We start from the raw sequence: 12873 nt of genomic DNA, 5'->3' as shown, positions 1-12873 counted from the left end.
TGAGCAAACAAGAGAAAATATTAATTTATAGTGGGAGGTTTAAGAGATTGATCAAAAAAGTTCCAGCCAAAGCCTTATCCCTCTTGGTAGTCGCAGCCATATTCCTATCCCTATTCTTCACAGCCTTACCGCAGGCAGACGCGGCCGCCAGAGGAGCATGGGCTCCCAATACGGCATATGCAGTAAATGATACCGTAACCTATAGCGGAGGTACCTATACCTGTCTTCAGGCACATACTTCCCTCACAGGCTGGGAGCCAGTTAATGTTCCTGCGCTATGGAAGAGCGGCAGCACCACAACGCCGACACCGACACCTGCGCCGACAACACCCCCGGCAACGAATGGAGTTATCTTCTATGCAGATATCAATTATGGCGGTAACGCCGTAACCCTTGGCGTAGGCAATTATGTGCTGTCTCAGCTGAATGCTGCCGGAATTCCGAATGACTGGATGTCTTCGCTCAAGGTTCCCGGTGGCTGGACCGTTGAAGTCTATGAGAATGATAATTTTGGAGGAACCAAGTGGACCTATACGGCAGATTCCTCCTGGGTCGGCGACAGTGTCAATGACAAGATGACTTCCGTAAAAATCTATACGGGTTCACCGAATCCTTCGGTAACGAGGCCCTCCGAGGTTCCCAGTCAGATCTGGACCTATGTCATGAATGTGGACAATACATTCGGGAAAGGCGGAGATTTCGCACTACTACTGAGCGCGGTGATCAAGAAGGAGAGCAGCTTCGGAGCAGGTCTGCCGGGCAGTCCCTCCGCCGGTGACGGATTGATGCAGGTCGAACCGAACACACGCAATGCCTATCTATCCCAATTCAGCGCCAAATTCGGCCGCACGTATAATCACAGCAGCGAACAGGATCAGGTAGCCTTAGGCGGACTGATTCTCGATGAGAAGATTGTCAGGTTCGGAAATATCTACAACGGACTCTTACACTATAACGGAGGCGACAACTGGTATCCAGGCGCTACCGATTCCTACGGGCGTCCGATTCTGGCGGATCAGTATGCGAATGCTGTGTACGGGACGTATAAGGGGTATGGAGGGCAGAATTAAGGGAAAGCAAAAAGACGCTCGGGGAGTTACCCCGCAGCGTCTTTTTTTCGAGCTAGTATTTAATAATATACCATCCGCTGAATGTAGAATAATTGAGACCATTACCATAATTGCGATCAGCGGTCTGCGGGTTGCGAACGGAGTTGCCGCTTGCATCTCTGAAATCAATGGCGGTCAGGCCGCGTTTATGTGACCAGCCCCCGTCAGCATCTTGTCTATACCAGTGATAATCATAATTGGGAGCAATGACTAATGCCACTTTGTATTCCCTATAACCTGGAACCTCGCTATAAGAAGAACTACGAAGAGATTTACTCATGTAAGGCATGTCTGCTTTTGCTGCAGTAATGATACTGTTTGTTGTTAAACTTGAAAAAATACTTCCTGCCTTTTCACCTGGTTGTAACTTGTGGCCTGAATAGGTAGAGGTATTTAACATATAAGCGTAGCAATTCGCTTTATCTGTAAATGGTGCCCAAACACTGGTACTATATGGATGTTCGTATCCTCCAGTTACCATGGTTTCAAGTCGTTGGACTTCTGCAGATTTATTGGAATCCTGCTTAGGTTCAGAAGAACTTTGAGTGTACTGTGTTTCATTAATTGGTATTTCACTGGCTGGTAAGGCTGTTTTACTGAATGTGGAGGTATATCCAACAGGTCTGTAATTTACTTGCAATTGTACTTCCTCAGGTAAGCCATTAAACCATTCTAACCATTCTTTTGGATCCGGATTAAAAGAAGCTAAAGGGTCAACAGATGATTCCAGTTGATTTATTGAAACATTTTGTGAATTGATTTCGTTAGTATTTGTGCTTGCTAATACTGGGGGAGTAAGCAGAAATACCATTACAACAGCTGTGAGCAAGGAAAGTAGTTTTTTCATTCAGAAACCTCCTGATTTTTTAACACACTTGACTTGCAGTTGTTTATCACGCCTCCTTTGTTCTATTATTAGTGTGTTTTACATAAATACGGCATAATAATTTCCAATATATATCAATTAAAAAATGGAAGAAAAGAGGGATTGTATGACATTATCCAAATGCTTCAAGCTTTCAATGACATTGTTGTTCGTATTAATGTTCTGTGCAGCCTGCCAAAATAAAGAGAAAGAAGATGTAAGGGAATATATTTCATTGCATGAAGTAAAGAGCTTATCTGAAAAGGGAGCCTCACTAAGCTGGGATGATTTCGACAAGTATCCGTTCGAAGATATCGGCTCAGGATTGTATATTAGAAAGTACAAAATCGAAGGGGAACGGCAGTTGCTGGTCAGGGGGAAGAGCCTTGATAACCCGCCTGAGCAAATTTCCATTATTGAATCAAATGGTACAGAACGGGAGTTCACACCAGAGATTGTGAGCGAAATGGAAGATATGAAGTGAAATTCTATAAGGAGTATAGGAGGTAGAATGAGAAAGACGCTCGGGAATTCCCGTAGCGTCTTTCTTTTTGCGCGTGTGCCAAGCCCAGGTGAAGGGTCATTCCCAATGCGGCACTCCGCCAAAGAGGAACGATTCATTGTTTACGTAGGCATAAATCTCTCTACTGGCTAATCTACCGATGTGCTCGGGCAGCCATTCTTGGGAGTCTGGCAGGCCCAGCCAGAAATTCATGGTCTCAAGTGTGCGGCAATGAACAAGCCTTCTAACCGCTCGATATAGTTATCAGGTAACGGATGATGCATGGAGTAAGACTGAAGTAACTGTTCTCTGAATGAAGGATGGATATAGGAGAACGTCCAGCCCAGATCAAATAAGTAATAACCGAACCCGCAAGCGCCAAAATCGATGGGCCGCACTTCTTGTTCATAAAATAATAAATTATTTGGAATCAAATCCGCATGAATCATTCCCCAGTTGCTGGTTGTTCGTTCAATAGAGTTCATCAGGTTAATTACCCGCTCACCCGCATGGAGTAGAAGCTCTGTATCACCTGCTCAAGCAGTCCGGTATTAGCGCGTTCCTTAAGCATATTAAGGGATTGTAATATCCGGGAGCCGTCAAAGGCAGGGCGTTCAAATGAACCTGGGATTTGCCAAGTAGAGGATTGTCTATGTAACTTGCCGATCATTTCATCTACGGCCCTGGCGTCTTCTATTGTAGGAATCAAAGGTTCTGCGCATCCTTCCACCCAGACCATCTAGGATTGAAGAACTTCCCGCTTACTCCAAATTTGTTCAAGTGCGTCACCTTTGGAGATATTTAACCGGAGGCTGTAACTGTTGTTCTCCAGATCAGTGACTTTGTAGATGGGTACAATAACACATCTGCTTTTGGACAAAAATGTAACTGTTGATTATATTTGTTTTTGACTGGAGGAGCTCAGCTTTAATAGCTTCACTGACAGCAGCTGTCAGTGAAGCTATTCTATAATATAGAAATTATAGGGTTCACATGAATCCTTGAAGGAGGACGTACAAATGAATAATAAGGTATATCTATATGTGTTCGACACCATGGCAGACTGGGAGATAGGGTATTTAACTGCCGAACTGAACTCGGGAAGGTATTACAAGAAGGGACAAGCCCCCTCTGAAATAGTAACCGTAGCCAATGAGAAGACGCTGATCACTACAATGGGTGGACTGGCAATAATGCCTGACATCACGGTGGATGAGTGCAGTATTGCAAGTACAGATGCCTTAATTCTACCCGGCGGAGAGACATGGACCGAAGCCATTCACAAGCCCATCCTCCAAATTGCCGCTAGATGTATACAGGAAGATATAGTAGTGGCAGCGATTTGTGGGGCTACAATGGCGCTTGCCCAGGCAGGACTATTGAATTCACGCCCGCATACAAGCAATGATCTGGAGTACCTCAAAATGATCTGTCCCGCATACACCGGCGAAGAGTTCTACCAGATGCAGTCTGCTGTCACGGATGGGAAGCTGATCACTGCCTCTGGAATAGCGCCGCTAGAATTCACGGTACATGTCCTGAAAGCTCTGGATGTATTGGCTTCAGACAGATTAAAGGCTTGGTATAGTCTCTACAAGACCCAGGAGGCTAAGTATTTCTATGAGTTGATGGGATAAGAGTGGTTAATAAGGGTACCCTCTCTTCACGGAGAGGGTATTTCTGTTGGTCTGGCCAGGGATGGCAGGACATCTTCTGGGCATCTATAAGTAGTTGTGGGGGGATTTGTCGTGTTCCACCATAGGGTGAATTTAAGCTGCAGTTTTCATGTTACTGCGTAGAATTTTGAAATCTTCTAATATATTGGAGATTCTTAAAATCATATCTCTATTCATATCTTGTTCTGTAGGGTTATTTGGTAAGTATAAGCCCCACTGCTGAAACCTGCCCTCTAATAGAACAAATCCGGATACATGAGCTCCAAAACCATCTATTCTTGCGGACTCGAGAGTTAATCTATCGTCATGAAATACATTCGTCAGCAGATTCTCAGTCCCCATGAAAAATACCGGATACGTTATGTTACTGAAAAAATCTTTATATTCCTGCTTGGCTGCTTCAGCCAGATAATCCTTTGTAATGATTAAGCCATCATAATTTATATTAGTGTCTTCAATAATATCTTTGAGGCTTTGTTGTACGTAGTTTAGATTTCTAATGTTGTCAAAAGGAACATCACCAACGACTGCAATTTCTAACTGGATTGAAGGGGGATTATAAAGCTCCGCTTGAGGCTCATTTACAATTGTGCTGTCACAGCTTACAAATAACACGGATAACAATGAAAGAAGTAATAACATTTTGTTTTTCATTAGTGAGTATCCTTTTTTGTTTTATAATAATGGTTACTTTATATTTAAAAATATAGAAAAATAATCCTTTTTGCAAGTGGATAATTAACTCGTTGGAGCCTCGAATGATAGGAGGGGAATTCCAACATATGGTACGATGTGATTGAAGTGCGTAAGGCTTATTTTGTATATGTTGTAAGGCTAAGGGGGAAGGCAAATGGATGAAATAACCTCTCATCATTGTAATCTGAATATATGGGCTCATCTACCTGATGAAGTATGGAATAGAGTTGCTAATATATATGAGCTTATGCCTGGTTGGAAAGGGTACATAGATGGGATTCCACACTGGTTTGGGCAGGAAGATGATGATGTTTTTATTCAGGCATCCGTTGAGCCAAGTGGATTGTCATTTTATGCTCGAATGAATCAGAGTGATTGGGATTCTTGGATAGCAAGGGTTAAATCAGAAGCGACGAAAGTTTTAGGGTTTGAGGTGGGGGAGCCTGAGGATGGGTTTATGTAGTATGAAATTTTAGAAGGTACGGCAATTCATAGATAACTCGAAAGCTGGTGAAAAACATGAATGTAAATCAAGCGACCGAATGGCCGATCAAATTATACGAAACACCTACAGGACTTTAATGACCCGGGGAGCGAAGGGGTGCTATATCTACTGTGTAGATCCTCATCTGAAGGCGTACTTGCAAAGGCGATTGGCTATTCAAAGTTCAGTGGTGATTTCGGGATGAGGCCAATTGAAGGCGATGAGGGTTATATTATTGTTTTGAAAAAATTAAGGGCAGGTTGATTGGAGCGGGGTAAACCCGAAGCCAACCAGCCTTTCCTCTGTTTTGTTATGAGGGGAATTGCATGTTTTAGAGCAAATTGAAGCAACTGCTGGAGGGTTTTTCTCAGTTCTCGTTTGGTAGTTAAGAATGATACGGATATCCCAATTCCTGTCATTAGTGACGACATTGAAGCGGTGAGACGAGTTGCCTCGAGGCAGTGCCGGAGGAGCGTCTAATCGTCGTGGCCTTCTTGATGATAGAATTTCAATTTACTGTTTTAGGAATGAACATAAAAAATAAGTTAATAAAGCTTGAGGTGAATCAGCTTTGTTGATCTATCATTTAAGATATTTCGATTATAGTTAAGGAAGATGAAAGAAAGCATTAAAACGCCACTAGTTATTTTTGCTTTTTTTATTCCAAATAATAGTAAGTGATTTTATACTCCATGGATGTTTAACAATCTACTTGTCATATACACATGGGTTTATGCTTTTCACTATTAGTTTGAATGGAAATAACCGTATAAGCGGTTAATGTTGGAATTGCCCTTTCTTCACTGAGAGGGTTTATTTTGTTTTCACGAGGACGCGAGTATAAGATCCATAGAAAAACTCGAGGATTATTAAAGCTAAATAAATGTTTCTGTTATCATAACTACAGTACTGTAGTCGCTTTTTCCCAGGGATATGAAATTGTTTGCGTCCCATTCCATTTTTTATAAATCTCATCTATTATTAAAAAGATACAATCTATGCATAAGCTTTTTAACATTGAACTTAAAAATATAATAATTTTGGAGTGGGCATCTTTGGATTCAATGAAGCACGATAAATATACGGTAGGAAGTCTATTTGCAGGTATAGGTGGATTCTGTCGAGCATTTAAAAATGAGGGGTTTAATGTTGTTTGGGCAAATGAAATGGACTCCTATGCTGCTCAAACGTATCGTCATAATTATCCTGAAACTAGGCTGATTGAGAAGTCGGTTGAAGAACTTTCAGTGAGAGCGGATGAGTTGCAACCGGTTGATATTTTGACTGCTGGCTTTCCTTGCCAGTCTTTCTCTCTAGCAGGCAATAAGCTCGGTTTTAAAGATCCCAGAGGTCGGCTATTTTTTGAAATTATTCGATTGTTAAAGGAGTTTGGAGATCAAAAACCTAAAATTCTTGTTCTAGAAAATGTTAAAAACTTGATATATCACGATAATAAAAATACTATTTACACAATCGAAGAAGAAATAAAAAGAGCTGGTTATTGGTTTAGAGTGCCCCTTGATCAAAAAGGAAACTTGATTTCAAATCGTAGCAATGCAGTAGTTTTAAATACCAAGGAACATACAGATATTCCTCAAAACAGGGAACGACTATTTATGATTGCTTTTTCACAACAACATTTTAAAATGAATGCTTTTAAATTTCCACAAACTATAGAGAATCTAAACGATGTAAGAGATTATCTAGACTTGCAGAATAAACTGGATGAGGAATATTATTTTGATGAAGAAAGTAAATACGGTAAAATGTTTGCCAACAAAATGGCCGAGGGCAATGAGGACTCAGTATATCTACTTCGTAGAGCTTATGTAAGAGAAAATAAGAGCGCTGCTACCTTTACTTTGACAGCTAACATGGGAGAAGGTGGTCATAACGTTCCTGTTATTAAGGATGACTGGGGGATAAGAAAATTAACTCCAGTAGAGTGCGCTCGTTTACAGGGATTTAAAGACACATCCTTTTCTTTTCCTAAAGATATGCCCAAAGGAAAGCAGTATAAACAGATCGGAAATGCTGTTACTGTTGACTTGGTACAGAGGCTGGCAGCGGAATGTAGAAGAAATTTGATTGAGCAGGGAGAACGACAATGATTAACTGGAATTTTCCATCTAATAATTATGGTCAAGTTACTGGTCTTAATGATGCAGGGATCGAGACTTTTAAAGGTGATCCTTGGAATTCACTTGCTAGGGAGATTAATCAAAATTCCTGTGATGCGAGAGAGAAAGATAGCATCGAACCGGTTAGAGTAGAATTTGAGGTTAAAGAGCTACCTGTTTCTCAGTTTCCCGGAAAGGATACTTTTATACACATTTTAAAACAAAGCTTGGAATATTGGAAAGATAACGTAAAGACCGTAAAGTTTTTTGAACAGGCGCTGAGTGTTATGCAAGGAGAAACAATTAAATTCTTGAAAATCAGCGATTATAATACTACAGGGCTTAAGGGAGCTAATCAAGGTCATCAAGGAGGGTGGCATAATCTAATTAAATCAGTTGGTTCTTCTAACAAAGATTCCAAATCAGGTGGTTCTTTTGGCATCGGAAAACACGCTCCTTTTGCCTGTTCAGATCTAAGAACCGTTTTTTATAATACAAAGGATCTAGACGGTCTTAAATCGTTCCAAGGTGTGTCTAAATTGGTTACACATCTCAACGGATTGAAAGAGCCAACACAGGGAACTGGTTACTATGGACAAGTTGAAAAAAATGATCCAGTCCTCCAAGAAGAGCAGATAAGTGAATTTTTTAGGAGAGATGAAGTTGGAACAGACATATTTATTGCTGGATTCAACGCTGAAGTTGATTGGGATAAAAAGGTTATACGCTCTGTGTTAGAAAATTTCTTTATTGCTATTCTGGATCAGAAGCTAATTGTAAAGGTCGAAGGAATAGAGATTAATGCTGAGACCCTACCCGCTATTATGGAGCAATATACTAAAGGAGAAACAGATTGTTTGTCCTATCAATACTATGAAGCCTACACTTTGTCGAATACATTTAAATTTACAAAAGCTGATTTTGAAGGACTTGGAGAGATCAGAATGTATGTTCTTCCAAGTAAAGATGCACTTAAGCGTGTAGCAATGGTTAGAAGCTCGGGAATGAAAATATATGATAAAGGGAATTTTAGAACTCCATTTAAGTTTTCTGGCGTATTAATTGCAGAAGGAGAAAAGATCAATGAATTTCTTCGAATGATTGAACCTCCTACCCATACAGCTTGGGAAGCGGAGCGACATGAGAATCCAAACTATGCAAAGGGAGTTATAAAAAAAATATATTCTTGGATGAATGATCAAATAAAATCCATTACACTCGGAGATGCTTTGGAAGAATTGGATGTGGAAGGGTTGAGCGAATATCTACCTGATAAAGGGGATGACAGTGCTGACTCTGCATTTACTGAGATAGAAGGTGAAAAATCTGAACCAAAGGAAATAGAGATTCAGGTGAACTATCGACAGAACAAACCAAACACCTATACTATTATTAGCGAAGGTGACTTGGATTCCTATAATCATCAATTAGATACTGATGAAGAAAATTACTCTCATTCTGATTTTGAGGAAACCTTTAATGTAGACAAGGAAGAACATTCAAATATATATAGTGATAAAAGAGATAATTACGAGAAGCAAAAAAATAATACTGAAGATCAAGCACTGGATGATATAACAGAAAACAATGAAGTAGATGAAGTGGACAAAAATATAGCGCTCCAACTAGAAGAACAAAAAAAAACGTATCCTAAACCTAATAAAAATCTGCGAATTACTCAATCTAGAATTTTTTGCACTGATACAGTAAAGGGTACTTATAAAGTGACCATGATGTCAAACGAACAAGGTTACGGTTACTTAGGAATTAACATAGTTGGAGAGGTAGGAGGGGAAAAAGCTAAGGTTCGCTCTGCTGAGTTTCATGGGAGGAATTTGAGTATTGAGAGTGATGTGAAGATTGGACCTGTACTTTTTGAAAAGAACGAACGAATGATATTAATGATTACATTGAATGAACCTCTTCGTTGCGCATTGGAGGTGGCTATTTATGCAAATTAGTTCCAGACAGTTTCCCCATCCAGTACTATCTTATTATTCGGATGACTTTATAGATAGTGATTTCCAAGCCTCACTAAAAAATACTGAAACACACAGTTCATATATTTTTGATGCGTATTGTATTACAAGCAGTGCAGGACTAAATAAGCTTATACAAGAGCGTAAAGTTAAATTCGCGTTTCACTTTGAGTGTCAATCCACACGGTATCGCAAAGTATTCTCGTCTTTTGACGCCAGTTTCTCATTTCAGCTTCCTGCTCAAGATGTGGAAGGAAAGGTGCAGATTTGTGCGTTTATATTAGCTGTTTCAAACATAGAAAATTATGAATTGGCAGAATTTCACCCTGATTATGAAGGGTACAGCTTCCAAATTAAAAAGGGTGATATTCTTGCTTTGGATGCAGAAAGAGTATTTATTGCCGAAAAGGACATCGATCCTTTAAAACGGATTCCATCAATTTTCTCTATTCAGCCCAACCGAAGCGATGATGCTCAGGCTATAGAGGTAGACTCTTCAGGGAATAAAATTATCATTAAACTCTCTCAAGGGAATTTTGATCAATATAAATCTATTTCGTTGAATTCGAGTTTCCAACCGATTCTTTCTTCTATGATTGTTATTCCGGCGTTAGTATCGATACTGGAGATATTAAGAAATGAGCAAGGATTAATTAACGATTATGAAGAGTGTAGATGGTATCAAGTCATTTTATTAAGACTTAAGGACTTTGGTATCGAGCTAGGCACTCACAGCTATGAACAGGAGTCCACCATCTCGATTGCGCATAAGTTGATCGGAGATCCCTTAAGTCAAGCTTTTTCAGCACTTATGAATTTTGAAGAATATTGAGGTGTGAAAATTTGAATTTAAATTATATAAGTGATAGTTCATTGGATGATATTAAATCTAATATTAAACATAATATACCGAAATACTCCTTTAGAGATCACTGGTTAAACGACTACTTTGGCTCTGAAAGATGGAGTTTTCCATCCAAAATTAGAGTGGAAGATATTGATTTGCATATGCCGATAAGTTCAACCGTTCATTTTGATTTTGAAAACACAAAAAAAGTATATACTGCTCTAAGAGAGATGACCTTAACACAGGCATCTGATGAGAGAATATGGGTATATTTGGCACATCAAACATTCTGGAAGTATATGCGTGAAAGATGGCCGGTAGAGTCTTATTTAAAAAAACAAAAAACTGAAGATTCAATAAAAGAACGTTATTTTTTTATGTCAAACAAAGGCAGAGCTCTTGTACGTAATGGGATAGCCCGCCTCTGGTGGTACGGTTATATATCTTATGACGAAGAACGGGAAGATCCTTATGAATTGACTGCCATGCTCCTTTCTAAACTTGACATTGCTCAAAGTTTACTTGAAAGGCTATTTTCAGGGAATCGTGATATTACCCGTGCAGTTTTGTCTGTTCTTCATAAAAAACATAAAATCGAAGGTCAATCAGTGAATAGAGAAGTGTTCAGAAGTTTAATGATGTATCTCAATCAACTTGGTGGAGTTACTATATTAGATGCATTAGATCGACTGGAAATGGAGAAGTTAATCGAAGAAAGACTCGATGCTCTTCTAGCTTAAAGATACAGGTCTGCCAAACGGCAGGCTTTTTTCTATACTAGCCAATGTTATCATTTCGCTGTAAACTAGTGATCTTAAGATAATTTATTGTTTTTTGGAGCAGATTGTGATAAGCTGCTTAGGTGAAGAACGCATGTTCTTGTTAGGAGGGCTAGCAGTGAAGAGTGGTAAGTTAATAGCTGTTGATCTTTTCTCTGGAGCTGGTGGTCTAAGTTTAGGTTTTTTACAGACCGGTCAGATTCAAATAGCAGCGGCAGTTGAAAATAACAAATCAGCACAGCGGACATATTTGGCTAATCATTTAGATGTGAAAATGTATGGTGATATACAGGAGGTTGATTATGATGAAATCTTAAAAGAATGTAATGAGATAGGGTCTGGAAAAGTTAATATTGTATTTGGTGGGCCTCCCTGTCAGGGCTTTTCAAATGCAAATAGACAGAAGGTAGCGCTAATCTCCGCTAATAATCAACTAGTAAAAGAGTACGTCAAAGCCATTGAACGATTAAATCCAGAAGCGTTTGTCATGGAGAATGTTAAAGAAATAAGGTCTAGCAAGCATAAATTTTTTCTTTCTTCCCAAGATGAACACGAGATTAAGTATTTAAAACTTGTCCCGACTGCAGAAAAAGTTTCTTTAGGTCTAGTGGAAACACTTAAAGAAGAACTCATACTCTTTTTAAACGATCCCTTTCGAGTATCAATTACCAATTATACAATTTCAGATAGAGTTCTATATTCCAAACTTAGCCACCTAAGTCGGAAGAAAAAAGAGGCAAAGGTTTATTTAAGCAAAACTAGAAAAGGAATTAAGAACTTTTTTAACAACTGGGAAAGACAGCATCAATTTTATTGGTGTCCAGATTATAGAGAGAAGTGGATGGAATTAGGTAATCTTTTGCAGGATGAACGGAGTCCGATTGATGAGGTGTATTCCTGCCTAGAAGAAGTAATGACTATTCATCAGATTATTATGCGAGCTGGAGAAATTGAAATAAACAGCCTTGAAACAGGTGGGTTCTATTTGAAAGATAATGAAATCCTAGTCAATCTTAAATCGTATGTTGTATTGGATTACTTGAAAGCGAAATTTAAGAGCTTGGGTTACAAAATTAATGAAGATCGTCTGATCTTGAATTCCGCTAATTTTGGTGCCCCTCAGCAGAGAGAACGCTTATTTATTATTGGTATCCGTAATGAGTTGGTTGTGGACAAAGAAGTTAAACTTCCTGAGCCGATTATTGAAAACCCGATTCACTTTTATACCGTAAAGGATGCTATCAAAGATCTCGAAAATGTTCAACCTTTAGTACTTATAGAAGAGGATAAGCCTTTGATTAAAGATTGTGTTAATTATGCAAATCCTTTACTCAAGTATCTGCAGGCAGGGACTGCGGTTGTTCATAATCATGTTATGACAGATACCAGGGAAACAGCTCTGGAGAGATTTAGGGCCTTGCAACCAGGACAAAACTTTCACCACTTGGACGATTCCTTTAAAGGGACTTATTCTAATCCAAAGAGGACACAAAATACTGTTTATCTGCGTCTTAACTATAATACCCCTTCAGGAACAGTACTGAATATTCGTAAGTCGATGTGGATTCACCCTGTGAAAAATCGAGCTGTCAGCATTAGAGAAGCTGCACGATTGCAAACATTTCCTGATAATTTTATTTTTATTGGAGCGAAAGATGCACAGTACCAACAGGTAGGAAACGCAGTGCCACCGCTGTTAGGAAGAGCTGTTGCTGATCAACTTCTTTTTTACTTAGGACATCCTGCAGATCAATCCCTAAAAAACATAATTACACCTTATGAAATGGCTAATTTATAAAAAGATCCCTTACTTTCA

The 12873-nt window shown here is 39.3% G+C and carries 14 protein-coding genes; 10 read left to right on the top strand and 4 right to left on the bottom strand.

Annotated features, from left to right (window positions below; genetic code table 11):
- Positions 1-47: 47 nt before the first annotated feature.
- Positions 48-1070, top strand: coding sequence for a carbohydrate-binding protein (locus tag MKX70_RS02070; RefSeq protein WP_340839472.1), 1023 nt, complete (start codon positions 48-50; stop codon positions 1068-1070).
- A gap of 52 nt (positions 1071-1122) precedes the next feature.
- Here MKX70_RS02070 and MKX70_RS02065 read toward each other — a convergent pair whose 3' ends face one another.
- A complete protein-coding gene (locus MKX70_RS02065; RefSeq protein ID WP_340839471.1) occupies positions 1123-1956 on the bottom strand; it encodes a hypothetical protein in 834 nt (277 codons plus the stop codon).
- Positions 1957-2101: 145 nt separating this feature from the next.
- Here MKX70_RS02065 and MKX70_RS02060 point away from each other — a divergent pair, with 145 nt between their 5' ends.
- Entirely contained in the window at positions 2102-2458 is a 357-nt protein-coding gene (locus MKX70_RS02060) for a hypothetical protein (protein ID WP_340839470.1), read from the top strand.
- A gap of 227 nt (positions 2459-2685) precedes the next feature.
- On the opposite strand, the gene MKX70_RS02055 is transcribed toward MKX70_RS02060, so the two are convergent.
- Both MKX70_RS02055 and MKX70_RS02050 read right to left on the bottom strand, forming a co-directional pair.
- Positions 2686-2961, bottom strand: coding sequence for a phosphotransferase (locus MKX70_RS02055; protein WP_340839469.1), 276 nt, complete (start codon positions 2959-2961; stop codon positions 2686-2688).
- An 8-nt stretch (positions 2962-2969) separates the two neighbouring features.
- Positions 2970-3185 (bottom strand): hypothetical protein, encoded by a 216-nt coding sequence (locus MKX70_RS02050; protein ID WP_340839468.1) that lies wholly within the window; start codon positions 3183-3185, stop codon positions 2970-2972.
- Between the two features lie 310 nt (positions 3186-3495).
- Here MKX70_RS02050 and MKX70_RS02045 point away from each other — a divergent pair, with 310 nt between their 5' ends.
- On the top strand, positions 3496-4113 hold the full coding sequence (locus MKX70_RS02045) for a type 1 glutamine amidotransferase family protein (RefSeq protein ID WP_340839467.1): 618 nt from the start codon (positions 3496-3498) through the stop codon (positions 4111-4113).
- A gap of 132 nt (positions 4114-4245) precedes the next feature.
- On the opposite strand, the gene MKX70_RS02040 is transcribed toward MKX70_RS02045, so the two are convergent.
- Positions 4246-4806 (bottom strand): hypothetical protein, encoded by a 561-nt coding sequence (locus MKX70_RS02040; protein ID WP_340839466.1) that lies wholly within the window; start codon positions 4804-4806, stop codon positions 4246-4248.
- A gap of 196 nt (positions 4807-5002) precedes the next feature.
- On the opposite strand from MKX70_RS02040, the gene MKX70_RS02035 reads away from it, so the two are divergent.
- The 7 genes from MKX70_RS02035 (at position 5003) to MKX70_RS02005 (ending at position 12855) form a co-directional block, all read left to right on the top strand.
- Entirely contained in the window at positions 5003-5311 is a 309-nt protein-coding gene (locus MKX70_RS02035; protein ID WP_340839465.1) for a hypothetical protein, read from the top strand.
- Between the two features lie 28 nt (positions 5312-5339).
- Entirely contained in the window at positions 5340-5537 is a 198-nt protein-coding gene (locus MKX70_RS02030; protein WP_340841614.1) for a DNA/RNA helicase domain-containing protein, read from the top strand.
- An 859-nt stretch (positions 5538-6396) separates the two neighbouring features.
- Entirely contained in the window at positions 6397-7443 is a 1047-nt protein-coding gene (locus tag MKX70_RS02025; protein WP_340841613.1) for a DNA cytosine methyltransferase, read from the top strand.
- Positions 7440-9413, top strand: a complete 1974-nt coding sequence (locus tag MKX70_RS02020; protein ID WP_340839464.1) for a hypothetical protein — start codon at positions 7440-7442, stop codon at positions 9411-9413. The genes MKX70_RS02025 and MKX70_RS02020 overlap by 4 nt, the downstream gene beginning before the upstream one ends.
- Positions 9403-10263: a hypothetical protein gene (locus tag MKX70_RS02015; protein WP_340839463.1), complete on the top strand. Its 861-nt coding sequence runs from the start codon at positions 9403-9405 to the stop codon at positions 10261-10263. The genes MKX70_RS02020 and MKX70_RS02015 overlap by 11 nt, the downstream gene beginning before the upstream one ends.
- Before the next feature lie 11 nt (positions 10264-10274).
- Complete coding sequence (locus MKX70_RS02010; RefSeq protein WP_340839462.1) at positions 10275-11018, top strand: DUF6339 family protein; 744 nt, start codon at positions 10275-10277, stop codon at positions 11016-11018.
- 157 nt (positions 11019-11175) lie between these two features.
- Positions 11176-12855 carry a DNA cytosine methyltransferase gene (locus MKX70_RS02005; protein WP_340839461.1) on the top strand — a complete coding sequence of 560 codons (1680 nt, stop codon included), beginning with the start codon at positions 11176-11178 and terminating at the stop codon, positions 12853-12855.
- Positions 12856-12873 lie beyond the last annotated feature (18 nt).

Source organism: Paenibacillus sp. FSL R7-0312, assembly GCF_038004445.1.
GTDB lineage: Bacteria > Bacillota > Bacilli > Paenibacillales > Paenibacillaceae > Paenibacillus_AQ.
The sequence above is the reverse complement of the archived record's forward strand: the minus strand, read 5'-3'. Positions and strand labels throughout refer to the sequence as shown.